Consider the following 23,058-nt stretch of genomic DNA (forward strand, 5'->3'; position numbering starts at 1 on the left):
CGCCAGCCCGGACAGGTCAGCGCTGTGGAACCAGCCGCTCCTTGCCGACGCCCTCCTGCCCGGCAATGGTCCAGGTGCCGTCGAGCGTACCGTCGTCGTTCAGGCGATAGACGACGAGCCCGATGGAATTGCCGAGCCGATAGGCGGCGGAAAGCACATTGCCCTGCCGCATGCAAAACCCCTGCGTCGGCGGCGTGTTCACGATGGCCCAGCGGATCGCGCAATTGCCGCCGGCCGTGCCGGAAATCTCGGCGACGCCGCGATAGCCGGTGCCGTTGCCATTGTCGCCGATCACCTGATAGCGGCCGGTGAGCTGCTGGGCTCCCGCGGTCGCAACGCTCGCGGCCAGAATGGCGGCGGCCGCCGCGCAACGAAGCATGGTCATGAAGAACTCCCGTCGGATCGGGGCTCTCGCGGCCCCCGGTGCGCACATTCCCCAGCCATTGTTGCCGCAGCGTGTCGCAGGGTCACCTTGGGTATATTCCGGGCAGAATGCCAGCAAATCGCGGGGCCCGGCTTGCGGCGGCGTCCCGCGCCCGCTATCTCGCGGCCAACCCCAGCGATACGCCCGTTCCTTCAGGAGGCGCGACCCCATGGCCCGCCAGTTCGCCTATCACATGTCCGGCCTGACCAAGGCCTATCCGAACGGCAAGAAGGTGCTGGAGAACGTCCATCTTTCCTTCTACCCGGACGCCAAGATCGGCGTGCTCGGCGTCAACGGCGCGGGCAAGTCGACCCTGCTGCGCATCATGGCCGGCACCGACAAGGAATATACCGGCGAGGCCTGGGCCGCCGAGGGCGTGCGCGTCGGCTACCTGCCGCAGGAGCCGCAGCTCGACGCCAGTCTGACGGTTCGTGAGAACGTCATGCTCGGCGTCGCCGCGAAGAAGGCGATCCTCGACCGCTACAACGAACTCGCCATGAACTATTCGGACGAGACCGCGGACGAGATGGCGAGGCTCCAGGACGAGATCGAGGCCAAGGGCCTGTGGGATCTCGACAGCCAGGTCGACCAGGCCATGGACGCCCTCATCTGCCCGCCGGACGACTGGGCCGTGGACAAGCTGTCGGGTGGCGAGAAGCGCCGTGTCGCGCTCTGCCGCCTGCTGCTCGACCAGCCGGAAGTCCTGCTGCTGGACGAACCGACCAACCATCTCGACGCCGAGACGACCGCCTGGCTCGAAGGCCACCTGCGCAGCTATCCGGGCGCGATCCTGATCGTCACCCACGATCGCTATTTCCTCGACAACGTCACGGGCTGGATTCTCGAGCTCGATCGCGGCAAGGGCATTCCCTACGAGGGCAACTACTCGTCCTGGCTCCAGCAGAAGCAGAAGCGGCTCATTCAGGAAGGCCGCGAGGAAGAGACGCGCCTCAAAACCCTCGCCCGCGAGGCCGAATGGATGGGGTCCTCGCCCAAGGCGCGGCAGGCCAAGAACAAGGCCCGCATCCAGCGCTACGACGATCTCGTCAAGAAGGCGGCCGAGGCCGGCCCGACCACCGCGCAGATCATCATTCCGATCGCCGAGCGGCTCGGCAACAACGTCATCGAGTTCAAGGAACTGTCGAAGGCCTTCGGCGACAAGCTCCTGATCGACGACCTGTCGTTCCGCCTGCCACCAGGCGGCATCGTCGGCATTATCGGCCCGAACGGCGCCGGCAAGACCACGCTGTTCCGCATGATCGCGGGTCAGGAGAAGCCGGATGCCGGCGAGATCGTCATCGCCGACAACGTCAAGCTCGGCTATGTCGATCAGTCGCGCGACGCGCTGGCCGACAACAAGACCGTCTATGAGGAAATCTCCGGGGGCAACGAGATCCTCTATCTCGGCAAGCGCGAGATCAACGCCCGCGCTTATTGCGGCGCGTTCAACTTCAAGGGCGGCGACCAGCAGAAGAAGGTCGGCCAGCTCTCGGGCGGTGAGCGCAACCGCGTGCACCTCGCCAAGATCCTGCAGCGCGGCGCCAATGTCCTGCTGCTCGACGAGCCGACCAACGACCTCGACGTCGACACGCTGCGCGCGCTCGAAGAAGCACTCGAGGACTATGCCGGCTGCGCCGTGATCATCAGCCACGACCGCATGTTCCTCGACCGCATCGCGACCCACATCCTCGCCTTCGAGGGCGACAGCCATGTCGAGTGGTTCGAGGGCAACTTCCAGGACTACGAGGAAGACAAGAAGCGCCGCCTCGGCATCGATTCGACCATTCCGAAGCGCATCCAGTACAAGAAGTTCTCGCGCTGACCGGAGCGGGGATGGCGGACGACTTGACGATCCGCATTGCGGGCCCGGGAGACGACGCCGCCATCGCCGCGATGAATCAGGCGATGGACCGGTTCTATCGTCCCGGCGATGAGCCGGACGCGGCGGGCGACGTCGTCGCGCTGATGGAGCGCATCCGGGCCGATACGCAACTCGGGACGCAGGTCGCGCTGGCATTCCACGCTGGCCAGCCCGCCGGCATCGCCTTCTTCGCGCTGATCCATCCGGGCCGGCGTCTTGGCGGCCTTCTGTTCCTGAAAGACCTCTTTGTCGCCGAGGAGGCGCGCAGCCTCGGCACCGGCGAGGCGATGATGCGCTTTCTGGCGCGGTTCGCGGCCGGGAAGGGCATCAGGCGCATCGACCTGACGGCCGAGCCTGACAACAAGGGCGCCCAGCGCTTTTACGAGCGGCTCGGCATGAAGGTCAGGCCGGCGGTCTTCTACCGGCTGGAAGGCGAGGCGCTGGCGCGGCTCGCCGGAGACTGAGCCTCAAACCCGCTGCCCGAGATCGCGCGCCGACAGCCAGAACACCTCGCCCTCGCTCTCCTCCGAATCGAGCCAGAGGAAGGGCAGGTCGTATTCGGCTTCGAGGATGTCGCGGCCCGTTCCGATCTCGCAGAGGATGCCGCCGCGCGCGGTGAGGTGGTTGCCGGCCTCGTCGAGGATGCGGCGGACGATGTCGAACCCGTCCGCGCCGCCGAGATGGGCCATGACCGGCTCGGCGCGATATTCCGCAGGGAAGGCGTCGACCTCGGCCCTGGCGACATAGGGGGGGTTGGCGATGATCAGGTCGTAGCGGCGGCCGGCCACCGGACTGAACAGATCGCCCGCGAGCAGCGACACGCGGTCCTGCATGCCGTGATCGGCGACGTTCAGCTTCGCCACTTCCAGCGCGTCGCGCGAGAGGTCGACGGCATCGACGGTAGCATTCGGATAGGCCATGGCGGCGAGGATCGCGAGACAGCCGGAGCCGGTGCAGAGGTCGAGGGCGCGGGCCACCGCATAAGGTTCGGGAACCGGGCCGAGGCCGTCCTGCTCCAGCCCGCCGGTCATCATCAGCTCGCCGAGATAGGAGCGCGGGATGATGACGCGCTCGTCGACCCGGAACGGGATGCCCTGGATATAGGCGCGGCCGAGCAGGTAGGGCGCGGGCTTGCGGGTCGAGACGCGCGCGTCGATCAGGCCGATCACTTTCTCGCGTTCGGGGCGTGTCAGCCGCGCTTCCAGCCAGGGCGCGAGATCGTCGATGGGCAGCGACAGGCCTTCGAGGATCATGAAGGCGGCCTCGTCCAGCGCCGTGCTGGTGCCATGGCCGAAAGTGAGCTTCGCTGCCGAGAAGCGCGAGACGCCGTAGCGCAGCAGGTCGCGCACGGTGATGAGGTCGTCGGCGGGGCTGGCTGGCTGGGCCATCAGGCGGGTCTCCTGCTGGGCCGGGCGCCAGCTTGGCCCCTGCTAATGCGCGCGGCGGCGGGCTTCAAGTCCCGGCGCGCCGGGCGAGGCCGCGAAACGGCGATCCCGCCACGGCCTTGCCCAAGTCGGGGGCGATGGTCGCCTTGCGGATCACCGGGTTCGCGGGCATGGTGACCAGATGGCCGGCTGCATGCGGAGCGGGCGTTTCCGCCCCATGCCGACCCTTCCTCAGCGGACCCTTCCCCTCGGGATGACGAGAGACCGATAGTGACGTTCAACATCGTTTTGCGGGCTTTCGCGCTCGCTGCCGGGCTTGTCGCGGCGACCACCGCGATGGCCCAGGGACGCAATGCCACGTTCCAGCCGCTCGGCGCGACGCCGACGTTCCGCGACGCGCTGCGCGCCTCGGTCTATGGCAACGTGCTCGCCGCCCGCCTTGCCGCCACAGTGCGCGACACCGCCACCGCCTCGGTCTACTGGCGGGCCGCGCTCCGGCAGGACCCGCGCAACAACGAGATTCTCGAACGCGCCTTCGTCACGACCCTCGCGGACGGCAATATCGATGAGGCGGTTCCGCTCGCCGAGCGTCTGATCCAGATCGATCGCGGCCACCGTCTGGCCCGCCTCGCCCTCGCGATGCGGGCGATGAAGGCCCGGCAGTATCAGGCCGCGCGCAATCATCTCAATTCCGCCCCGCGCGCCGGCGCCGACCTGACCTCGGCGCTGCTGGTCGGCTGGTCGCAGCTTGGCTCCGGCGATGCCGGCGCGGGCGTCGCGGCGATCGACCGCCTGACGGGCGCGGACTGGTATGCCCTGTTCAAGAACTTCCACGCCGGCCTCATCCTCGACGCCGCCGGGCGGCGCACCGATGCCGGCGCCCGGCTGCAGGAGGCCTACAAGCAGGACCCGACCATCCTGCGCATCGTCGATGCCTATGGCCGCTGGGCCTCGCGAGCCAAGTCCGCCGACGAGGCGCGGCAGATTTTCGCGGCCTATGACAAGGTCATCCCCGGCCATCCGATCATCGCCGACGCGCAGCGCCGGCTCGGCGCGGAGGGCGGCACGCTGCCCATGCTGGTGCGCACGCCCCAGACGGGCGCGGCCGAAGTGCTCTACGGGCTCGGCTCGGCGCTGTCCCGTCAGGGCGGCGAGGATCTCGCGCTGATCTATCTGCAACTCGCGCGCTGGCTCGACCCGCAGCACGACCTCGCGATCCTGTCGCTGGCCGATCTCTATGAGTTCCTGAAGGTTCCGGGCCGGGCGATCGCGGTCTTCGACGCCATGCCGGAATCCTCGCCGCTCTACCGCAACGCGCAGATCCAGCGGGCCCTGAACCTCGACCAGATGGAGCGCACCGACGAGGCCCGGAAGGCGCTGCAGGATCTGACGGCGAAATATCCGAACGATCTGGAGGCGATTCAGGCGCTCGGCAATGTCCTGCGCGGCCGCAAGCAGTTCGCGGAGGCGGCCGATGCCTATTCGCGCGCGCTGGCGCTGATCCCGACGCCGACCTCGCAGCACTGGGTCTATTTCTACTTCCGTGGCATCGCCTACGAGCGCACCAAGCAGTGGTCGAAGGCGGAAGCCGACCTGAAGCGGGCGCTGGAACTGATCCCCGAGAGCAACGCGCGCGGTCGCGCGCAGGTGCTCAACTATCTCGGCTATTCCTGGGTGGATCAGGGCCTGAACCTCGAAGAGGGGCTGGCCCATATCCGCAAGGCCGTCGAGCTGACGCCGGAGGACGGCTACATCGTCGACAGCCTGGGTTGGGCCTATTACCGGATGGGCCGCTACGAGGAGGCGGTGGTCGAGCTGGAGCGGGCCATCGAACTGCGCCCCGAGGACCCGGTGATCAACGATCATCTCGGCGATGCCTACTGGCGCACGGGCCGTCAGCTGGAGGCGCGGTTCCAGTGGAACCATGCGCGCGACCTGAAGCCGGAGCCGGACGATCTGCCGCGCATCCTGCAGAAGATCGCCAGCGGTCTCTCCGACGATCGCGATCCGGCTGCCCGCACGACGACCGGGCAGGCGGCGCCGCAATCCGCCCCGAACTGACAGCAGGCGGCGGGAGCGCAAGCCCCGCCGTGCCGCCATGCTGGTCGAACGGGCGCCCGCCAAGATCAACCTGACGCTCGCCGTGCGCGGCCGCCGTGCGGACGGCTATCACGACCTCGAAAGCCTCGTCGCCTTTGCGGCGGCCGGCGATGAGCTGCGCTTCGAACCCGGCGGCGAGAGCTACGACCTCGCGGTTCGCGGCGCGACGGCCGCCGATGCGGGGCAGCTCGCCGACAATCTCGTGCTGAAGGCGGCGCGCCTCGCCTCGGAGCGTATTTCCGGTCTGCCCGGCGGCCGTTTCGTGCTGGTGAAGCGCCTGCCCGTCGCGGCTGGCCTTGGCGGCGGCTCATCGGACGCTGCCGCCGCGCTGCGACTTCTGGCGCGGGCCGCGGGACTTGCCAGCGATGACCCACGGCTGATCGAGGCCGCGCGCCTGACGGGCGCCGACGTGCCGGTCTGCCTCGAGGCGCGGCCGCGCATGATGCGCGGTATCGGCCACGATCTCGGGTCGGTCCTCGCGCTGCCGCGATTGCCGGCCCTGCTCGTCAACCCGCGTGTTTCGGTTCCGACCCCGGACGTGTTCCGAAGGCTCGGAATGGCGGCCGGATCGACCGGCGCCGCCGACGCCGCATCGACGATCGAGCGGCAAGCGGCCCTCCGCCGCTCCGACCTCATCGCGCGGCTGCATGCCTCCCGCAATGATCTCGAACCGCCGGCTCTCGCCATCGCCCCTGTCATCGGCGAGGCGCTGGCCACGCTGCGGACCGATCCCGGCTGCCGGCTCGCGCGCATGTCGGGCTCGGGAGCGACCGTGTTCGGCCTGTTCGATACCTGCCGGGCCGCGGCCGCGGCCGGCAAGGCCATTGCCGCCGATCATCCCGGCTGGTGGGTCAAGCCGACGATGATCGGGTGAGGCGTCAGCTGTTCCGGTAACGCCGCCAGCCGGCGACGCGGAGATCGCAGGCCGGACAGGTGCCGCAGCCATAGCCCCAGTCGTGCTTTGTCGTGCGGTCGCCGAGATAGCAGGAATGACTCTCGTCGCGGATGAGATCGACCAGCGCTTCGCCGCCGAGGCGCTCGGTCATGGCCCAGGTCTCGGCCTTGTCGATGAACATCAACGGCGTGTGCAGCACGAAGCGTGTGTCCATGCCGAGGTTCAGCGCCACCTGCAATGCCTTGATCGTGTCGTCGCGGCAGTCGGGATAGCCGGAATAGTCGGTTTCGCACATGCCGGCGACGATGTGTTTCAGGCCGCGCCGGTAGGCGAGGGCGGCCGCAAAGGTCAGGAAGACGAGGTTGCGGCCGGGAACGAAGGTGTTGGGCAGGCCGGCATCGGTCATCTCGATGGCGACATCGCGGGTGAGCGAGGTGTTCGAGATTTCGCCGAGCGCCGCGAGCCCGACCGTGTGATCCTCGCCGAGCCGCTGTCGCCATGCGGGGTTCAGGTTCGCCAGGCCGCCGCGCACCGCTGCCCGGCATTCGAGCTCGACGCGGTGGCGCTGGCCGTAGTCGAAGCCGAGCGTCTCGACATGGCCGAAACGGTCCAGCGCCCAGGCGAGGCAGGTCGAGGAATCCTGGCCGCCCGAGAACAGGACGAGGGCGCCAGGCGTTCCAGTGCTCTCGCACGCCATCGCCGCCGGCTCAGTAGGCGCGGGCGATGCAGAACTCGACCGCCTGCTTCAGCGCGTCCTTCAGGGCGGAGTCCGGGAACAGCGCCAGCGCATCGTTGGCCATGTCGCCATAGTGGCGCGCGCGCTCGATCGTGTCGGCGAGGGCACCGTGCTTGGTCATCAGACCGATGGCGGCGTCGAGGTCGCCCTCGGCGATCTCCCCTTCGACCAGCGTCTTCTTCCAGAAGGCGCGCTCGGCCTCCGAGCCGCGCCTAAAGGCGAGCACGACGGGCAGGGTGATCTTGCCCTCGCGGAAATCGTCGCCGGTGTTCTTGCCGAGCTTCTGCGCCTTGCCGCCATAGTCCAGCGCGTCGTCGATGAGCTGGAAGGCGATGCCGAGGTTCATGCCATAGGCCCGGGCGGCGGCCTGCTCCGCCTTCGGCCGCTCGGCGATGACCGGGCCGACCTCGCAGGCGGCGGCGAACAACTCCGCCGTCTTGCCCCGGATCACCGCCAGATACTCGTCCTCGGTCGTCGCGGTGTTCTTGGCCGCGGCAAGCTGCATGACCTCGCCCTCGGCGATCACGGCGGCCGCCGTCGAGAGGATGTCCAGCGCGCGCAGCGAGCCGACCTCGACCATCATCTTGAAGGCCTGCCCCAGCAGGAAGTCGCCGACCAGAACCGAGGCCTCGTTGCCCCAGACCATGCGGGCGGCGGGCTTGCCCCGGCGCATGTCGCTTTCGTCCACGACATCGTCGTGCAGCAGCGTCGCCGTGTGCATGAACTCGACGGCCGCCGCGAGCTTGACGTGGCCTTCGCCCCGGTAGCCGGCGAGCTGGGCCGTCGCCAGCGTCAGCATGGGCCTGAGCCGCTTGCCGCCCGAGGAGATCAGATGGTTCGCGACCTCCGGGATCATGGTGACCTCGGAGCCCGTGCGCGACAGGATCATCGCGTTGACGCGTTCCATGTCCGCGCGGGTCGCCCCGACCAGCGCCTCGATGGTGGCCTTTTCCTTCTCGAAGGGGACGACGACTGCCACGCCATGCTCCAGACTGTATGCGTCCGCATTGGACGGAATTTACCGGGACAATAGGGATGCGGCGCACCCTTCTCAAGTCGCGCGGTGTCGCGAAAGATGGCGAGGTTGCCGCATGAGGGAGCAAGCGCATCGTGGAGGAGATCATCCGAACCCCCGATCCGGTCCTGGTCGGCGCGGTCGAGGCCCTGCTGGGGTCCGAGGGCATCGACGTTCTGGTGGCCGATCGGCACATTTCGGCCATCGAGGCACGTATCGTCGCCTTTCCGCTGCGTGTGCTGGTGCCGGCGGACCAGGCCGACCGCGCCCGGCGGCTGATCCGCGAGGCCGGCTGGGGCGATGAACTGAGGCCGGCGCCCTGATTTGTCGCCGCGCGATGCAGGGTGGGCATGTCCGGTGATCCGTGCCATGGCTTGGGGATGAGCCTCGACGCGCAGGATCAGGAAACGACCACCGACACCGTCCTCGGCGGGCGTGTGCGGCTCGTCCAGCCGCGTCGCGGCCATCGCGCCGGCCATGACGCCGTGCTGCTGGCGGCCGCCGTGCCCGCGCTGCCGGGCGAGCGGGTGCTCGATCTCGGCGCGGGGGTGGGCACTGCGGCCTTCTGCCTCGCCGCGCGGGTGGCCGTCGGCTACCTGACGCTGGTCGAGGTCGACCCGGGGCTTGCCCGGCTCGCCGAACAGAACGCCGCCGCCAACGGCTATGGCAACCGCACCCGCGTCATCGTCATGGACGCGCTCGCGCGCGGCGCGCCGCGCGAGAAGGCGGGCCTGCTGGTCGGCGAAATCGACCGCGTGATGACCAATCCGCCCTTCCACGACACGCCGCGTCACCGCGCCTCGCCTTCGGTGGGCAAGCGGCTCGCGCATGCGGCGGGCGACGACCTCATCGCCGGGTTCCTGCGCACCGCCGTCTCGATGCTGCGGCCCGGCGGCACGGTGACGCTGATCCACCGCGCCGACCAGCCGGAGGTGCTGCTCGGGGCTCTGCGCGGGCGTTTCGGCGGTGTGACGCTCAGGCCGATCCATCCGAAGCCTGGCGCGGCGGCCGTCAGGCTCATCGCCACGGGCATCAAGGGCTCGCGCGCGCCGGTGTCGATCCTGCCCGGTCTCGTGCTGCAGGACGGCGAGGGACAGCCGACGCCCGAGGCCGAGGCGATCCTGCGGGAAGGAAGGGGCTTCTAGATGATGCGGATGATCGTTGCCGGCCTTGTCGCGGCCATTGTGGCGCTGGGCGCGCCGGCGCGGCTATCCGCGCAGAGCGACCAGCCCTATCTGTTCGACCTTCTGAAACGGCCGGCCTTCAAGGACAGCTGGGACAACCTGTTCCGCCGCAACCGCAATGTCGATCGCTGGGTGCATGTGTTCGGCGGCGGGGGCAACGGCGTCTCCGGCCCTGCCGAGCTGGTGGCGGCCGACGGGCGGCGCTTCCTGTCGACCGATGTCTGCAAGCCGCATGACTGCGCCGACAACCAGCTTTTCGTGCTGTTCACGGCAGACGGAAGCAGGGCCTGGGCGACGCTTCGGCACAAGGATTTCGTGCAGTGGTTCGGCAATCCCGGCCCGGTGGAGCGGCGCCTGCTGGAGCAGCGGCTGGCGCGGTGAAAGTGGTCGCTCATTATGCTGAGCGTAGCCCTGGCCAGTGCCAACCCTCTCCCCTTGTGGGAGAGAGTGCCTGCGTAGCAGGCGGGTGAGGGGAAAAAACAGACCCCTCATCCGCCCCTCTGGGGCACTTTCTCCCACAAGGGGAGAAGGATCAGGTGGCTCTCGTGCCTGTCGACCTTCGTCCGCCAACCCTCGCCCTCCAAGGGAGGGTGAAGGGAGCACTATCCCTCGATCTTCGAGAAATCCGCGACCGTCGCGGTTGCCGCGCGCAGTTCGGCCAGCATCTTCAGCCGGTTTTCGCGCAGCGCCGGGTCTTCGGCATTGACCGTCACCTTGTCGAAGAAGGCATCGACGGCGGGCCGAAGCTCGGCGAGCGCCTTCATCGCACCGGCATAGTCTTCGCGCGCGACATGGTCGCGGGCATGCGCCGTGGCGGACTGGAGCAGGTTGTAGAGCGCGCGCTCCTCGGGAAGGCCCTTGTCATGGACGAGCTGGGAGTCGGGCGCGCCGTCATAGGCGCGGCCGTCCTTCTTCTCCTCGATGCGCAGGATGTTCATGGCGCGCTTGGTACCGGCCAGCAGGTTCTTCCCGTCGTCGGTGGTCAGGAAGGCGGCGAGTGCCTCGACGCGTCGGACGACCAGCAGGAGGTCGTCATTGCCCTCGCCGGAAGCCAGCACGGCATCGACGAGGTCGTGGCGCTGGCCCTGATCGCGGAGCAGGACTTTCAGGCGGTCGTGGAAGAAGGAGAGGAGGTCGCCGTTGAAGCCATCGACCTTCGTGAGGGCGAACGTCAGGCCATTCTCGGCCAGCAGGCGGATGACGCCGAGCGCGGCGCGACGCAGCGCGAACGGATCTTTGGAGCCGGTAGGCTTCTCGTCGATCCGCCAGAATCCGGTAAGAACGTCCAGCTTGTCGGCGAGCGCCACCGCCACGGCGACCTTATCGGTCGGCACGCGGTCGCTCGGCCCCTGCGGCTTGTAGTGATCCTCGATGGCCGCCGCGACGCTCTCGTGTTCGCCCTGCAGAAGCGCATATTTCCGGCCCATCAGGCCCTGCACTTCCGGGAACTCGCCGACCACCTCGGTCATCAGGTCGGCCTTGGCGAGTTCCGCCGCACGCTCGGCCAGAGCCGGATCCGCACCCACTAGCGGCGCGATATGCTTCGCCAGCGCCTTGATGCGCTCGACGCGCTCGCCCTGCGTGCCAAGCTTCTCGTGGAACACCACGTTCAGCGCGCGGAGCTTCGCCATGCGCTGGTCCAGCGGCTTTCCGTGTGTCTCGTAGCCGGGCAGGGGCTTCTGGTCGGTCTGCCAGAAATAGAGCGCATCCGACAGGCGGGCTCGGATGACCCGCTCGTTGCCGGCGACGATGGTTAGCCCCCCGTCGGCAGCTTCGAGATTGGCGGTCAGCACGAAGCGGTTGGCGAGCCGCCCGGTCTTCGGGTCGCGCACCACGAAGCATTTCTGGTTGGCGCGGATCGTGGCCCGGATCACCTCGTCGGGGATCTGGAGGAAATCCGCCTCGAACGTGCCCATCAGCACGACCGGCCATTCGACGAGGCCGGCGACCTCATTGAGCAGGCCCTCGTCCTCGACCAGCTCATAGCCTTGCGCGAAGCAGAGGTTCTTGGCGTCGTCGAGGATGCGGCGCTTGCGCTCCTCGGGGTCGACGACGACCTTCGCCTTGTCGAGGCTGCCGAGATAATCGTCCATGCGCCGGACGCGGATGTCGCCGGGCGCCATGAAGCGATGGCCGCGCGTCACGTCTCCGGAAACGATTCCGTCGATGGCGAAGGGAATGACCGCGGGCTCCTCGGTCTCCGGGCCGAAGGTGCAGACGATGGATTGCAGCGGCCGCACCCAGCGCAGCGACGAGGTCGAAATGGACGCCTCGCCCCAGCGCATCGATTTCGGCCATGGGAACGAACGGACGATCTCCGGGACGATCTCGGCGATCACCTCGGGGGTCGGCCGCCCCGGCTTGTCGATGACGGCGATGTAGCTGTCGCCCTTCTTCGGGTCGGACTGGATGGTCGCCTGATCGATGGAGGCGAGGCCGGCAGCTTTCAGGAAGCCCTGAATGGCGGCTTCCGGCGCGCCGACGCGTGGCCCCTTGCGCTCTTCCTTCACGTCCGGCGAGGCGGCGGGCAGGCCGTGGACCGACAGCGCGATGCGACGCGGGGTGACGACGGCGCGGGCGCCCTCGTAGAGGCAGCCCTTGGCCACCAGAGCGTCGGTGACGGCCTTCTTCAGATGCGCCGCGGCATCCGCCTGCATGCGGGCCGGGATTTCTTCCGAGAGCAGTTCGAGAAGGAGATCGGGCATGGGCTCGGCTCGGCGGGCGCGCGCCGCGTGGCGAACGGAGGCACCCTGTGCGATGGTTTCGTCGGGTGCTTCCGTAATTGGAGAATGGCCATGCGTCCAGCGCCGAGCCTGCTGGCGGCTATTGCTGCTGTCGTCGCCACGGTCGCGTGGTCATCGGCTGTCGCGCAGCTGCGCGGTGTTGGTCTAGCCAATCCGGCCTCGACGAACTGCATTCAGCGCGGTGGGCGCTCGGAAATCAGGAATAGCGCGCAGGGCCAGTATGGCGTCTGCATATTCGCCGACGGGCGGGTCTGCGAGGAATGGGCGCTGTTCCGGGAAGGCCGCTGCGTAAGGCCGCGGGGTTGAACCCGCGACCAGCGCCTCGCCTCATTCCGTCTGCTGCAGGAGATATTGCCAGCTCTGCTGGCCCGGCGGCTCGATATTGTCGATCAGCCAGCGGCCGTTCTCGAAATGCAGCGCGTAGATGACCTCGCGCTCCTCGTAGTTGCGGAACTTCACGCGCACGCGGGCGACGCGGTCGACCTTGGCCACGAGTTCAAAGCGCAGCGTGTTCTTCCAGCCGTCCTCCTCCTCCTGGCACAGGCAGAGGTAGTCGGCGTCGAGGCCGGGCAGGGGGCTGTCCTGCTCGCGCGAGCGGCGGCGCTGGCGCGCGAACAGGCGGTTGAGCTCGCGGGTGAGGAAAGTCCGCTCGTTGCGCTCGTTCACGGTCGCGAAAAAGGTGCGCACCGTCTCGACGGGATCGGTGGTCGATTGCGCGAGCGCAAGGCGGGGAGCGAGGGCGCTTGCCGCGACCGCGAGGCCAAGGACGCGGCGCGAGAGCAGCGGGAAGGCTTTCGAATGCGATGTCATGCGATATCCGGTCCGTTGGTTGGCGGGCCGGGCGGTTGTGGGAGTATTCGGTTTCAGCTTGTGGTCGTCGCCAGCAGCGCCCACGACACAAAGCGCGGGACGCTGCTAGGCGCCACCCGCCTCGGTCTGAAGCCAGGCCGCGCCACAGGCCTTGGCGAGTTCGCGCACGCGCAGGATGTAGCTCTGCCGTTCGGTGACCGAGATCACGCCGCGCGCATCCAGCAGGTTGAAGGCGTGGCTCGCCTTGATGCACTGGTCATAGGCGGGCAGGGCGGAGAGGTGCCGCCCGTCCGAACCCTCCGCCGGGGCGCCGGCCGCGAGATATTTCCGGCAGGCAGCTTCGGCCATGCGGAACTGCTCGAACAGCATGTCGGTGTCGGCGAATTCGAAGTTGTGGCGCGAATATTCCTGCTCGGCCTGGAGGAAGACGTCGCCATAGGTGACCTTCTCGGCGCCTTCTCGGCCGTTGAAGTTCAGGTCATAGACCCGCTCCACGCCCTGCACATACATGGCGAGGCGCTCCAGACCGTAGGTCAGTTCGCCCGCGACTGGCGCGCACTCAAAGCCGGCGACCTGCTGGAAGTAGGTGAACTGCGAGACTTCCATGCCGTCGCACCAGCACTCCCAGCCGAGGCCCCAGGCGCCGAGCGTCGGGCTCTCCCAGTCGTCCTCGACGAAGCGTATGTCGTGCTGGGCCGGGTCGATCCCGATGGCGCGCAGGCTGCCGAGATAGAGCTCCTGCGCGTCGGCCGGCGACGGCTTCATGATCACCTGGAACTGGTAGTAGTGTTGCAGCCGGTTCGGGTTCTCGCCGTAGCGCCCGTCGGCGGGCCGGCGCGAGGGCTGCACATAGGCCGCATTCCACGGCTTCGGACCGAGGGCGCGCAGCGTCGTCGCCGGATGAAAGGTGCCGGCACCGACCTCCATGTCGTAGGGCTGCAGGATCACGCAGCCCTGCTTCGCCCAGTAGTCCTGGAGCGTCAGGATCAGGCCCTGAAACGACGTCGGTTTGGCCACGGGATACCTGCGAGGGAAGCGTCGCCGGAGGGGAACCGGTGTGCGGCGCAACATACCCGCGAAGGTTGGCGAGTCAACCCGACATCGGGCCGATGCGCGGCGTGGCATCGCAGCCGCGCCGTGCTGCCGGCGGCGCGCCTGCCGAATGTCGCCTCGGAAAGCTCACCCGTCCCGATCGCACGCCGCGACGGTCGTGGTCGGGCCGCCCGAACCGCTCAGCGCGGATAGGGGCAGCCGCTGCGCTCGCAGGCGCGGGCCCCGGCGGCGACGAAGGCGCCGCAGATGCGGCACTTCGACAGCTCCTCGACCTCCACCGGCTGGTCCTGATCGCGACGCCGGCGCACGGAGTCCGCCGCCTCGCGACGCTCCGCGAGCTGACGACGCTCCTTGTCCCAGCGCTGGAACCACCGCCAGCCGAACCACGCGATCGAGAACACCGCGATCACCAGGAGGATCTTGCCGAAGCTGCCGCCCATCTCGCCTCACTCGTGCCCGACCGGCGACCGGTCGCGCACGTATTGCATCCAATTGTCGTCCGGCGCCGAACATGCCGCGCCGTCGGCCGTCGCGACCAGCCGCACGCCGCCGAAACGCCAGAGCCGCCGCCATAATGTCACATCCACGAGCGCGCGCGTCTCGACACGATCGCGGATTCGCCGCGCGACGTCGCGGCGCACCCAGCCGAACCACAGGCCGGCACCGAGTGCCGCGGCGATGCCGAAGGCTGCGGCGCCGCCGAGCCAGGCCGCGCCCAGCGCGAGCGCCACGAGCGCGTAGAGCCAGCGTGTGGACTCCGCCTGTACGCTGACGGGGCTGTCGGTCTTGTCCAGCCGCGCGGGATCGAGGCGCAGCTCGACGGCGCCGGCGACGATCAGCGCGCGCAAACCGGCGAGCAGTTCGCTGTCGGTGCGGCGCGTCATCGGCGCGGGGCCGTCAGGCTGGCCCGGCGCCGAGCGCCGCGCCGTCGCGCAGGATCCGCTCGGCGGCCGCGGTGAAGCGGCCATCGGCCTCGTGCAGGACCAACCCCGGATGCAAGACCAGCGCGCCGCGCGCGTCGCGCCGCGCGCGTACGATCACCCGCTTGGCGGCCGCGCCCGCCCGCGGCCACAAAGCGACGATCTCGACATCGCCGAAGCGCGGGCCGAGCGCCGCAAGCAGCTCGCCCAGGCGATCGGCGCGATGAACGACGAACAGCCGGCCGCGCGGCTTGAGCGCCCGATGGGCGGCGCGGACCCAACGCTCGAGCGTCGCCTCGCCCTCGACATGGGCGCGACGCCGCGCCGCATCGGGCGATGGGCTGGCGCGCGCCGCCGTTTCGAAGGGCGGGTTCGTGACGACGGCGTCGAAGGCGCCATGCAGCGCGCGCGGCAGCCGCAGCACGTCGCCCGTCGTCGCCGCGAGCCGCGACGCGAGGCCGTTCGCCGCGGCATTGCGCGCGGCGAGCCGGGTCAGCGTCTCGTCGATCTCGACCGCCGTCACCGCGACGCCCGGTACGCGCCAAGCCAGGCAAAGGCCGGCGGCCCCCGCCCCGGCCCCGAGATCGAGCACGCGGCCGCGCGCGAGGCCAACCGACGCGGCGAGGAGCACCGGGTCGATGGCGACGCGGTAGCCGCGTGCGGGCTGTTCGAAACGCAGCCGGCCGCCCAGCAGCGTTCCCGATGTCGTGGCCGGTTCCGTCATGGATCGTTGCTCGTGCGCAACGCCGCACGGGCCGCGTCGAGTGCGGCGCACGCCTGCGGCCACATGTCGCTCGCCACCATCAGGCGCTGCGGGAAGGCCAGGATCGCCCCCTCCGCCGCGGCGATGTTGTGGTCGAAGACGAGCACATCGATACCCGCAGCGTCGAGCACGGCCCGCGCCCAGCACAACTCGACCGCGTCGGACGTGCGCAGGACTTCACGCATCGACGATCACGGCGCCGCGACGGACGCGCACTCTGCTTGATCGGCGCGACGCCGGCTCTATGCTCGGACGGAAGGACATCGGTCGGGAACGAAGGGAGCGTCACGTGGCAGTCGTCGTCAACCTCGAAGACGGGCGGGAGCGTTCGCGCGCACCGTCGCTGGCGCCACTCACGGCGCTCGTCGGCGACGATCTGAAGCGCGTGAACGAGGTCATCATCCGCCGGATGCACAGCCCGGTGGCGCTGATCCCGCAGCTCGCCGGCCACATCATCGCGGCGGGCGGCAAGCGCATGCGCCCGATGCTCACCCTCGCCGCCGCCCGGCTCTGCGGCTACGCCAACGGCGAGCGTCACGTCAGCCTCGCGGCCTGCGTCGAGTTCATCCACACCGCGACCCTGCTGCACGACGACGTGGTGGACGAGTCCGACCTGCGCCGCGGTCTCGCCACTGCCAACGCCGTGTGGGGAAACAAGGCCTCGGTGCTGGTCGGCGACTTCCTGTTCAGCCGCGCCTTCCAGGTGATGGTCGAGGACGGCTCGCTCGACGTCCTGCGCATCCTCGCCAACGCCTCGGCGGTGATCGCCGAGGGCGAAGTGCTGCAGCTCACCACCGCCAACGACACCGAGACCACCGAGAACGCCTATCTCGAGGTCATCAAGGCCAAGACCGCGGTGCTCTTCGCGGCCGCGGCCCGCGTCGGCGCCGTCGTCGCCGCGCGTCCCAAGGCCGAGGAGGAGGCGCTGGAGAGCTACGGCCTCAATCTCGGCATCGCCTTCCAGCTCGTCGACGACGTCATCGACTACACCTCGACCGCGGAGAAGATGGGCAAGTCGGTCGGCGACGACTTCCGCGACGGCAAGATCACGCTGCCGGTCGTGCTCTCCTTCCTGCGCGGCGGCGAGGAGGAGCGCCAGTTCTGGCGGCGCACGCTCGAGGATCTCGACCAGAAGGACGGCGACCTCGCCCACGCGATCGAGCTGATGACGCGCCACGGCGCGCTGCGCGACACGGTCGAGCGCGCGCGCCACTACGGCGCCATCGCCCGCGACGCGCTCGGCATCTTTCCGGACCATCCGATCAAGCGCGCCCTGATCGAGCTGATCGATTTCGCGATCCACCGGGCGCATTGAGGCCCGGGACGGCGCGTCCGTCCGCGCGATCGACGGCGGGCGCACGGCCCGCCGCGTTCATCGCTCCGAGCGGGCGCCTCCTTCCGCCCCCGTCATCGAGGCCGCGGGGCATTCCCAGCGCCCCGCCCCGTGCCACGCCGTGTCGGATCCGCCCTACTCCTTGCGGGCAGCCCCGCGCGGACGGCTTGCCCCACCCGCCGCCCGGGGCTATAAGCCCGCCCCCGAGCTTCGGGCCGTCCGGTCCGAGGCTCGACGGCCGGAGTGTAGCTCAGCCTGGTAGAGCACTTGGTTCGGGACCAAGGGGCCGGAGGTTCGAATCCTCTCACTCCGACCATTTCGCCGTCGCCCCGACGACGGCGTGCCGCGGCGACGCGAGCGCCGGCACGGCGCTCCCGAGAGCCCGACGCCCCGATCCGACAGCCGAAACGCGAACGAGCCGTCGTCGTGTCGAACGGCGCAGGGCGCCGGCCGCAGCTCAGGCCGCGTTCACGGTCTCCGGCTCGGCCAACTTGGCCAGCAGGTAGTCGAGAGTCTCGGCGCCGACCTCCTCGACCTGCGTCAGCACGCGCTCGATGACGCGCTTCATGAAGCGCACGCGATCGCCGGGCATGCCGTCGTAGTCGGTCTCGAGGATGGCGCTTACCGCCGCGCGCACCGCCGGCAGGAAGGCGCCCGGCAGCTGAGCGCGCTCGGCGATCGCCTTGATGCCGCGCCCGCCGACGTCGTGGATCAGCGTCTGCGTGCTTGCCAGCGGGATGCCGGCCTTGATCGACATCGAGGCTTCGAAGAACGGGAGGTCGCCCATGCACAGCGAGCGCAGGATGATCGTCGAGGTCAGCTTGCCGTTCTGATGCATCTGACGGGCGAGCGCGCGCGAGGCCTCGGCCTCGCCCACCATCGCGGCATAGCCGGCGGTCGCCTTTTCTCGGGCCTGGTCGACCAGCTGGTCGGCGATCCGCTCGGGCAGCGCGTGGCGCGCGACGAGGTCGGCGCTCAAGCGATCGGAGACCCGCGCGATGACCTTCTCGGCGATGGTCGGCGGCAGCTGCTTGCGATTGGCGAGGCCGGTCGCGACCGTCGTCGAGCTGGCGAAGCGCTCGAGCATGCGCTCGAATCCGCCCTCGTCGATCTGCGCGCCGTCGTTGCTGGCGAGCCGCGCGACCGCGGCCTCCTGGCCCTTCTCGATCAGCGCCTCGCTGACCTCGGCCGACACGGCGCCGCGTCCTGCGATCGCAAGCTGCTTGCCGCCGTCGCCGGCGGCGACGATCTCGACCAGCAGTTCGTCGGTCAGCACGTCGGAGTAGCTGAGGATCGGCAGCGCGACCTCGACCGCGTCGCGCGCCAGGCGCGCGGCGAGCTCGACGGGCAGCCGGGGGCTCGACTTGAGCTGCTCGGCGAGGGCGGCGCGCACCATGATCTCGGCGTCGCGCGCGAAAAGGTTCAGCACCAGCTCGAGCTCGCGCCGCTGTTGCGCCCCCAGGCTCGGCAGATCCACGAGCGTGGCGACCTTGGCGGCCGTCGCCGCACGCGCATGCGGGGATCCGTCGGACAGGAGTCGCTCGACGTCCTGGAGACTCAGGGGCTGGCTCATTCCATAGGCCTCGTGGTTCGAGGAATGGTTCGAAACTAGCCCCAGGCTGGCTAACCCTTCGTTAAGCGGCGGGGCGCGATGCCCGGCGTCGTTGCCGCACCCGGCGATGGCGACCCGGCGCGCGAGGAAATTGCCGCGCGGGCGCCCCGCCACTAGCATCCGCGCCCCGCCGCCCTCTAGCGCCCGCGAGTCGTCGCATGGATCTCAAGCCTTTCATCCGGGACGTCCCCGACTTTCCAAAGCCCGGAATCCTGTTCCGCGACATCTCCCCTCTGCTCGGCGACGCAGGAGCGTGGCGCAGCTGCGTCGACCAGCTCGCCGAGCGGATCCGTCCGCACAAGCCGGACCTTCTCGCCGGCATCGAATCCCGCGGATTCCTGGTGACGGCGCCGCTCGCCCTCGCCCTGGGCTGCGGCTTCGTGATGGTGCGCAAGCGCGGCAAGCTGCCGGGCAAGACCGTCCCGCACACCTATCAGCTCGAATACGGCACCGACACGATCGAGATCCAGGACGACGCCGTGACGCCGGGCCAGCGGGTCGTCGTGCTCGACGACGTGCTCGCGACCGGCGGCACGCTCGCGGCGGCGATCTCGCTGCTGCGCAAGGCGGGCGCCGAGGTCCGCGGCGCCGCCTGCATCCTCGAGCTCACCTTCCTCGACGGCCGAAAGCGCCTCGACGTGCCGTTCGACGCCCTGCTCGCCTACTGAGCGCGGCGCGCCCAGTCGAGGCAGGCGTCCAGGCAGCGCTCGAGCACCGGCTGCACGGCCGCCGCCTTCGTCGCGTTCCAGGCGAAGGGTGGCCCCTCGGTCATGTAGGCCGACTGCGCCATCTCGAGCTGCAACGCATGGACGCGCTCCGCGGGGCGGCCGTAGCGGCGCGTGATGTAGCCGCCCTTGAAGCGGCCGTTGTGGACGGTCGTGAACGATGGCGCGCCGCGCAGGATCCCCTCGACGCGCGTCGCGAGGCCGGCATCGCAGCTCGCGCCGTCGGCCGTGCCGAGATTGAAGTCCGGCAGCACGCCCTCGAAGAACCGCGGCGCGCGCGAGACGATCGAATGCGCATCCCACAGCACCGCGACGCCGTGCGCCTGCCGGACGCGCTCGAGCTCGGCGGCCAGCGCCTCGTGATAAGGCCGCCAGTACCGGTCGACGCGCCGCTCGACCGCGGCGGGATCGGGCTCGCCGCCGGTCCGGTAGACCGGCCCGCTCGCGAAGGTGCCGAGCGGGCAGAGCTCGGTATTGCTGGCGCCGGGATAGAGCGCACGGCCGCCGGGATCGCGATTGAGATCGACGACGAAGCGCGAATGCGTGGCGACGATCATCGACGCGCCGAGGCCGAGCGCGAAGGCGTAGAGCCGGTCGATGTGCCAGTCGGTGTCCGGCACCGTGACCGCCTCCGGCGTCATCGCCGCGCCGAGTTCGGGCGGAATGTAGATGCCGACATGCGGTGCGCTGACCACCAGCGGCGCGGAGCCGCGCACGAGGGCGAAGACGTCGGTCATCGGGGCAGCTCCAGCGGTCGGCCGGCGCGCAGCGCCAGGTGCAGGGGATTGCGCGCGATCCAGTAGGTCAGCTCGGCAGGCCGCTCGATGTCCCAGATCGCGATGTCGGCCGCCTTGCCGGTCTCGAGCGTGCCGATCTCGCCGCCGAGGCCCAGCGCCGCCGCCGCGTGGCGTGTCACGCCGGACAGCGCCTCCTCCGGCGTGAGGCGGAACAGTGTTGCGCCCATGTTCAGCATGAGAAGCAGCGACAGCGCCGGCGACGACCCGGGATTGGCGTCGGTCGCCAGCGCGATGCGCGTGCCGGCGCGGCGGAAGGCCTCGACGGGCGGCAGCTGCTTCTCGCGCAGGAAGTAGAAGGCGCCGGGCAGCAGCACGCCAACGGTGCCGGCGCGCGCCATCGCCGCGATTCCGGCCTCGTTCGCGTATTCGAGGTGATCGGCCGAGAGCGCGCCGTGGCGGGCGGCGAAGGCCGCACCGTCCTGGTCGGTAAGCTGGTCGGCATGCAGCTTCACGGCGATGCCCTTGTCGTGCGCGGCCGCGAAGACCCTACCGGTCTCCTCGTTCGTGAATCCGATGCGGTCGGCGAAGACGTCGACCGCATCGGCAAGCCCTTCGCGGGCGACCGCGTCGAGCATCGGCCCCGCCACGAGATCGATGAAGGCAGTCTGCCGCCCGGCGAACTCCGGCGGCAAGGCATGGGCGCCCAGGAAGGTCGTCACGATCCGCGATCCGCCGGGCACGCCCAGCGAGCGCGCGACGCGCAGCTGCTTAACCTCGGTCTCGACGTCGAGCCCGTAGCCGGACTTGACCTCGACGGTCGTCACGCCCTCGCGCGCCAGCGCCGCGAGCCGCGGCAGCGCCGCCGCGCGCAGCGTCTCGGGGCCGGCCGCGCGCGTGGCGGCGACGGTCGAGCGGATGCCGCCGCCGGCGCGGGAGATCTCCTCGTAGGTGGCGCCGCCGAGCCGCAGCTCGAACTCATGGGCGCGATCGCCGCCGAACACGAGATGCGTGTGGCAGTCGATCAGGCCCGGCGTCGCCCAGCGGCCGCCGCCGTCGTGGCGCGCGCGCGCGTCGTTCGCCGGCAGCTCCGCGCGCGGCCCGATCCAGGCGATCCGCCCGTCGCGGATCGCGATCGCGCCGTCCTCGATCGCACCATAGGGCCGCCCGTCGGCGACCATGGTGGCGAGGCGAAGATTCGTCCAGAGCGTGTCCCAGCGTTCGGCCATCGCGTCATCCCATCCCGTCGTCGTGTCTTCACGTGGAGCCGGCGTCTCGTCGGCGCGTCGCGCGGTCGCGGCGCAATTCGGCTTGCGCCGCCGCATCGGGGCCGGGCAAGAGTGTCGCGGCTACCTAACCCCAATGCCGGAGCTTCGTCGATGCCCCGCCTCCACGCCCCGCGCGCGCTGCTGCCCGACGGCTGGGCGCGCGACGTGCGCATCGACATCGACGCGCACGGCGACATCGTCGCGATCGCGCCCGGCGTCGAGGCCGGCGACGGCATGCGCGTCGCCGGCATCGTCGTCCCGGGTATGCCCGATCTCCACAGCCATGCCTTCCAGCGCGCGATGGCCGGCCTGACGGAGCGCGCCGGCCCTGCCGGCGACAGCTTCTGGAGCTGGCGCGACCTGATGTACCGCTTCCTCGATCGGCTCGGCCCCGTCGAGGTCGAGGCGATCGCGGCGCAGGTCTATGTCGAGCTTCTCCGTCACGGCTACACGGCGGTCGCCGAGTTCCATTACCTGCACAACGATCGCGACGGCGGCGCCTACGAGGAACCGACCGCGCTCTGCGATGCGATCTGCGCCGCCGCCGGCGCAAGCGGGATCGGATTGACGCTGCTTCCCGTGCTCTACCAGTCCGGGGGATTCGGCGGTGCGGCCCCGCTTCCCGCGCAGCGGCGCTTCCTGCTCGACGACGACCGCTACGCACGCCTCGTCGAGACGCTGCTGCGGAGGCATCGCGGCGACCGTCAGATCCGCATCGGCATCGCGCCGCACTCGCTGCGCGCCGTCGCGCCGGAGGCGCTGCGCCGCGCCGTCGACCACGTCACGCGTCTCGATCCGCGCGCGCCGATCCACATCCACGTCGCCGAGCAGCTGCGCGAGGTCGAGCAATGCCTCGCCTGGTCGGGCGCGCGGCCGGTCGCCTGGCTGCTCGACAACGCCGCGATCGACGGGCGGTGGTGCGCGGTGCACGCCACCCACATGGACACGCTCGAGACCGGACGCCTGGCGGCGAGCGGCGCCGTCGCCGGAATCTGCCCGACCACCGAAGGCAATCTCGGCGACGGGCTCTTCGCGCTCGGGCCCTATGTCGCCGCCGGCGGCGTGCTCGGCATCGGGTCGGATTCCAACGTCTCCGTCAGCCCGGTCGAGGAGCTGCGCTGGCTCGAATACGGCCAGCGCCTGACGCGGCGCGCGCGCAACCTCTTCGCGCCGACGCCCGGCGCGTCGACCGGGGCCGCGCTCTATCGGGCGGCGCTGGCCGGCGGCGCGCGAGCCTGCGCGAGGCCCATCGGCGCGCTCGCCCCCGGGCACCGCGCCGATCTCGTCGTGCTCGACGCCGATCATCCCGTGCTGCTGGGCCGCGACGACGACGCGCTGCTCGACGCCTGGATCTTCGCCGGCAACGACACGCCCGTGCGCGACGTCATGGTCGGCGGCCATTGGCTCGTGCGCGAGGGCCGTCACGTCCACGAGGCGCAGGCGCGCGCCGACTTCGGGCGCGCGGTCGCCCGGCTGATGCAATCGGATTGAAACGA

Annotated in this window: 25 protein-coding genes and 1 tRNA gene; 12 read left to right on the forward strand and 14 right to left on the reverse strand. The window is 69.9% G+C overall.

Going from position 1 to position 23,058, the window contains the following annotated elements; translation table 11 throughout:
* Positions 1–16 precede the first annotated feature (16 nt).
* Positions 17–385: a hypothetical protein gene (locus JNK84_RS02685; protein WP_293420244.1), complete on the reverse strand. Its 369-nt coding sequence runs from the start codon at positions 383–385 to the stop codon at positions 17–19.
* A 208-nt stretch (positions 386–593) separates the two neighbouring features.
* Between JNK84_RS02685 and ettA the strand changes: the two genes are divergently transcribed.
* Together ettA and JNK84_RS02695 are read left to right on the forward strand one after the other, a co-directional pair.
* Complete coding sequence (gene ettA, locus JNK84_RS02690) at positions 594–2,246, forward strand: energy-dependent translational throttle protein EttA (RefSeq protein ID WP_293420246.1); 1,653 nt, start codon at positions 594–596, stop codon at positions 2,244–2,246.
* Positions 2,247–2,257: 11 nt separating this feature from the next.
* Positions 2,258–2,749, forward strand: a complete 492-nt coding sequence (locus tag JNK84_RS02695) for a GNAT family N-acetyltransferase (protein WP_293420248.1) — start codon at positions 2,258–2,260, stop codon at positions 2,747–2,749.
* Positions 2,750–2,752: 3 nt separating this feature from the next.
* On the opposite strand, the gene prmB is transcribed toward JNK84_RS02695, so the two are convergent.
* Positions 2,753–3,673: a 50S ribosomal protein L3 N(5)-glutamine methyltransferase gene (gene prmB, locus JNK84_RS02700; protein WP_293420250.1), complete on the reverse strand. Its 921-nt coding sequence runs from the start codon at positions 3,671–3,673 to the stop codon at positions 2,753–2,755.
* A 267-nt stretch (positions 3,674–3,940) separates the two neighbouring features.
* On the opposite strand from prmB, the gene JNK84_RS02705 reads away from it, so the two are divergent.
* Together JNK84_RS02705 and JNK84_RS02710 are read left to right on the forward strand one after the other, a co-directional pair.
* A complete protein-coding gene (locus JNK84_RS02705; protein WP_293420252.1) occupies positions 3,941–5,731 on the forward strand; it encodes a tetratricopeptide repeat protein in 1,791 nt (596 codons plus the stop codon).
* A 37-nt stretch (positions 5,732–5,768) separates the two neighbouring features.
* The gene (locus JNK84_RS02710; protein WP_293420254.1) at positions 5,769–6,644 is read left to right on the forward strand and encodes a 4-(cytidine 5'-diphospho)-2-C-methyl-D-erythritol kinase; all 876 of its coding nucleotides are present in this window, start codon (positions 5,769–5,771) and stop codon (positions 6,642–6,644) included.
* Positions 6,645–6,648: 4 nt separating this feature from the next.
* Here JNK84_RS02710 and queC read toward each other — a convergent pair whose 3' ends face one another.
* Together queC and JNK84_RS02720 are read right to left on the reverse strand one after the other, a co-directional pair.
* Complete coding sequence (gene queC / locus JNK84_RS02715) at positions 6,649–7,362, reverse strand: 7-cyano-7-deazaguanine synthase QueC (RefSeq protein ID WP_293420256.1); 714 nt, start codon at positions 7,360–7,362, stop codon at positions 6,649–6,651.
* A 10-nt stretch (positions 7,363–7,372) separates the two neighbouring features.
* Positions 7,373–8,380 (reverse strand): polyprenyl synthetase family protein, encoded by a 1,008-nt coding sequence (locus JNK84_RS02720; RefSeq protein ID WP_293420258.1) that lies wholly within the window; start codon positions 8,378–8,380, stop codon positions 7,373–7,375.
* Positions 8,381–8,511: 131 nt separating this feature from the next.
* Here JNK84_RS02720 and JNK84_RS02725 point away from each other — a divergent pair, with 131 nt between their 5' ends.
* The 3 genes from JNK84_RS02725 to JNK84_RS02735 are packed head-to-tail and all read left to right on the forward strand — an operon-like array spanning position 8,512 to position 9,981.
* Positions 8,512–8,739, forward strand: a complete 228-nt coding sequence (locus tag JNK84_RS02725; protein WP_293420260.1) for a putative signal transducing protein — start codon at positions 8,512–8,514, stop codon at positions 8,737–8,739.
* A 57-nt stretch (positions 8,740–8,796) separates the two neighbouring features.
* Entirely contained in the window at positions 8,797–9,561 is a 765-nt protein-coding gene (locus JNK84_RS02730; RefSeq protein WP_293420262.1) for a tRNA1(Val) (adenine(37)-N6)-methyltransferase, read from the forward strand.
* A complete protein-coding gene (locus JNK84_RS02735; RefSeq protein ID WP_293420264.1) occupies positions 9,562–9,981 on the forward strand; it encodes an Ivy family c-type lysozyme inhibitor in 420 nt (139 codons plus the stop codon).
* Between the two features lie 221 nt (positions 9,982–10,202).
* On the opposite strand, the gene glyS is transcribed toward JNK84_RS02735, so the two are convergent.
* Entirely contained in the window at positions 10,203–12,305 is a 2,103-nt protein-coding gene (gene glyS / locus JNK84_RS02740) for a glycine--tRNA ligase subunit beta (RefSeq protein WP_293420291.1), read from the reverse strand.
* Positions 12,306–12,395: 90 nt separating this feature from the next.
* Between glyS and JNK84_RS02745 the strand changes: the two genes are divergently transcribed.
* Entirely contained in the window at positions 12,396–12,650 is a 255-nt protein-coding gene (locus tag JNK84_RS02745; protein ID WP_293420293.1) for a putative hemolysin, read from the forward strand.
* A gap of 21 nt (positions 12,651–12,671) precedes the next feature.
* Here JNK84_RS02745 and JNK84_RS02750 read toward each other — a convergent pair whose 3' ends face one another.
* The 6 genes from JNK84_RS02750 to JNK84_RS02775 all read right to left on the reverse strand — a co-directional run bounded on the left by JNK84_RS02750 (position 12,672) and on the right by JNK84_RS02775 (position 16,075).
* Complete coding sequence (locus JNK84_RS02750; RefSeq protein ID WP_293420295.1) at positions 12,672–13,154, reverse strand: DUF3828 domain-containing protein; 483 nt, start codon at positions 13,152–13,154, stop codon at positions 12,672–12,674.
* 105 nt (positions 13,155–13,259) lie between these two features.
* Positions 13,260–14,171, reverse strand: a complete 912-nt coding sequence (locus JNK84_RS02755; RefSeq protein ID WP_293420297.1) for a glycine--tRNA ligase subunit alpha — start codon at positions 14,169–14,171, stop codon at positions 13,260–13,262.
* A gap of 215 nt (positions 14,172–14,386) precedes the next feature.
* Complete coding sequence (locus JNK84_RS02760) at positions 14,387–14,647, reverse strand: hypothetical protein (protein ID WP_293420299.1); 261 nt, start codon at positions 14,645–14,647, stop codon at positions 14,387–14,389.
* 6 nt (positions 14,648–14,653) lie between these two features.
* Complete coding sequence (locus tag JNK84_RS02765; RefSeq protein ID WP_293420301.1) at positions 14,654–15,091, reverse strand: hypothetical protein; 438 nt, start codon at positions 15,089–15,091, stop codon at positions 14,654–14,656.
* A 13-nt stretch (positions 15,092–15,104) separates the two neighbouring features.
* Positions 15,105–15,851, reverse strand: a complete 747-nt coding sequence (locus JNK84_RS02770; protein WP_293420303.1) for a tRNA1(Val) (adenine(37)-N6)-methyltransferase — start codon at positions 15,849–15,851, stop codon at positions 15,105–15,107.
* Positions 15,848–16,075: a putative signal transducing protein gene (locus JNK84_RS02775; protein WP_293420305.1), complete on the reverse strand. Its 228-nt coding sequence runs from the start codon at positions 16,073–16,075 to the stop codon at positions 15,848–15,850. Before JNK84_RS02775 ends, JNK84_RS02770 begins: the two co-directional genes overlap by 4 nt.
* Positions 16,076–16,179: 104 nt before the next feature.
* Here JNK84_RS02775 and JNK84_RS02780 point away from each other — a divergent pair, with 104 nt between their 5' ends.
* Together JNK84_RS02780 and JNK84_RS02785 are read left to right on the forward strand one after the other, a co-directional pair.
* Positions 16,180–17,205: a polyprenyl synthetase family protein gene (locus JNK84_RS02780; RefSeq protein WP_293420307.1), complete on the forward strand. Its 1,026-nt coding sequence runs from the start codon at positions 16,180–16,182 to the stop codon at positions 17,203–17,205.
* 257 nt (positions 17,206–17,462) lie between these two features.
* Positions 17,463–17,539 (forward strand) — tRNA-Pro (locus tag JNK84_RS02785).
* 141 nt (positions 17,540–17,680) lie between these two features.
* Here JNK84_RS02785 and JNK84_RS02790 read toward each other — a convergent pair.
* Positions 17,681–18,955, reverse strand: a complete 1,275-nt coding sequence (locus JNK84_RS02790) for a DUF2336 domain-containing protein (protein WP_293420309.1) — start codon at positions 18,953–18,955, stop codon at positions 17,681–17,683.
* Between the two features lie 38 nt (positions 18,956–18,993).
* Between JNK84_RS02790 and JNK84_RS02795 the strand changes: the two genes are divergently transcribed.
* Positions 18,994–19,503: an adenine phosphoribosyltransferase gene (locus tag JNK84_RS02795; RefSeq protein WP_293420311.1), complete on the forward strand. Its 510-nt coding sequence runs from the start codon at positions 18,994–18,996 to the stop codon at positions 19,501–19,503.
* Here JNK84_RS02795 and hutG read toward each other — a convergent pair.
* Both hutG and hutI read right to left on the reverse strand, forming a co-directional pair.
* Positions 19,497–20,297, reverse strand: coding sequence for an N-formylglutamate deformylase (gene hutG, locus JNK84_RS02800; protein ID WP_293420313.1), 801 nt, complete (start codon positions 20,295–20,297; stop codon positions 19,497–19,499). The two genes, JNK84_RS02795 and hutG, sit on opposite strands and share 7 nt — an antisense overlap.
* Positions 20,294–21,523, reverse strand: a complete 1,230-nt coding sequence (hutI, locus tag JNK84_RS02805) for an imidazolonepropionase (protein ID WP_293420315.1) — start codon at positions 21,521–21,523, stop codon at positions 20,294–20,296. The genes hutG and hutI overlap by 4 nt, the downstream gene beginning before the upstream one ends.
* 150 nt (positions 21,524–21,673) lie before the next feature.
* On the opposite strand from hutI, the gene JNK84_RS02810 reads away from it, so the two are divergent.
* Positions 21,674–23,053, forward strand: a complete 1,380-nt coding sequence (locus JNK84_RS02810) for a formimidoylglutamate deiminase (RefSeq protein WP_293420317.1) — start codon at positions 21,674–21,676, stop codon at positions 23,051–23,053.
* Positions 23,054–23,058 lie beyond the last annotated feature (5 nt).

The organism is Phreatobacter sp., assembly GCF_016793595.1.
Lineage (GTDB): Bacteria > Pseudomonadota > Alphaproteobacteria > Rhizobiales > Phreatobacteraceae > Phreatobacter.

Excerpts from the sequence above, each read along its gene's own strand:
- JNK84_RS02710 (WP_293420254.1), top strand. The coding sequence starts at position 5,769 with ATGCTGGTCGAACGGGCGCCCGCCAAGATCAACCTGACGCTCGCCGTG.
- JNK84_RS02765 (WP_293420301.1), bottom strand. The coding sequence starts at position 15,091 with ATGACGCGCCGCACCGACAGCGAACTGCTCGCCGGTTTGCGCGCGCTG.
- JNK84_RS02790 (WP_293420309.1), bottom strand. The coding sequence starts at position 18,955 with ATGCTAGTGGCGGGGCGCCCGCGCGGCAATTTCCTCGCGCGCCGGGTC.
- hutG (WP_293420313.1), bottom strand. The coding sequence starts at position 20,297 with ATGACCGACGTCTTCGCCCTCGTGCGCGGCTCCGCGCCGCTGGTGGTC.
- queC (WP_293420256.1), bottom strand. The coding sequence starts at position 7,362 with ATGGCGTGCGAGAGCACTGGAACGCCTGGCGCCCTCGTCCTGTTCTCG.
- JNK84_RS02750 (WP_293420295.1), bottom strand. The coding sequence starts at position 13,154 with ATGACATCGCATTCGAAAGCCTTCCCGCTGCTCTCGCGCCGCGTCCTT.
- JNK84_RS02745 (WP_293420293.1), top strand. The coding sequence starts at position 12,396 with ATGCGTCCAGCGCCGAGCCTGCTGGCGGCTATTGCTGCTGTCGTCGCC.
- JNK84_RS02770 (WP_293420303.1), bottom strand. The coding sequence starts at position 15,851 with ATGACGGAACCGGCCACGACATCGGGAACGCTGCTGGGCGGCCGGCTG.
- JNK84_RS02810 (WP_293420317.1), top strand. The coding sequence starts at position 21,674 with ATGCCCCGCCTCCACGCCCCGCGCGCGCTGCTGCCCGACGGCTGGGCG.
- hutI (WP_293420315.1), bottom strand. The coding sequence starts at position 21,523 with ATGGCCGAACGCTGGGACACGCTCTGGACGAATCTTCGCCTCGCCACC.
- prmB (WP_293420250.1), bottom strand. The coding sequence starts at position 3,673 with ATGGCCCAGCCAGCCAGCCCCGCCGACGACCTCATCACCGTGCGCGAC.
- ettA (WP_293420246.1), top strand. The coding sequence starts at position 594 with ATGGCCCGCCAGTTCGCCTATCACATGTCCGGCCTGACCAAGGCCTAT.
- glyS (WP_293420291.1), bottom strand. The coding sequence starts at position 12,305 with ATGCCCGATCTCCTTCTCGAACTGCTCTCGGAAGAAATCCCGGCCCGC.
- JNK84_RS02775 (WP_293420305.1), bottom strand. The coding sequence starts at position 16,075 with ATGCGTGAAGTCCTGCGCACGTCCGACGCGGTCGAGTTGTGCTGGGCG.
- JNK84_RS02730 (WP_293420262.1), top strand. The coding sequence starts at position 8,797 with ATGAGCCTCGACGCGCAGGATCAGGAAACGACCACCGACACCGTCCTC.
- JNK84_RS02795 (WP_293420311.1), top strand. The coding sequence starts at position 18,994 with ATGGATCTCAAGCCTTTCATCCGGGACGTCCCCGACTTTCCAAAGCCC.
- JNK84_RS02685 (WP_293420244.1), bottom strand. The coding sequence starts at position 385 with ATGACCATGCTTCGTTGCGCGGCGGCCGCCGCCATTCTGGCCGCGAGC.
- JNK84_RS02735 (WP_293420264.1), top strand. The coding sequence starts at position 9,562 with ATGATGCGGATGATCGTTGCCGGCCTTGTCGCGGCCATTGTGGCGCTG.
- JNK84_RS02695 (WP_293420248.1), top strand. The coding sequence starts at position 2,258 with ATGGCGGACGACTTGACGATCCGCATTGCGGGCCCGGGAGACGACGCC.
- JNK84_RS02760 (WP_293420299.1), bottom strand. The coding sequence starts at position 14,647 with ATGGGCGGCAGCTTCGGCAAGATCCTCCTGGTGATCGCGGTGTTCTCG.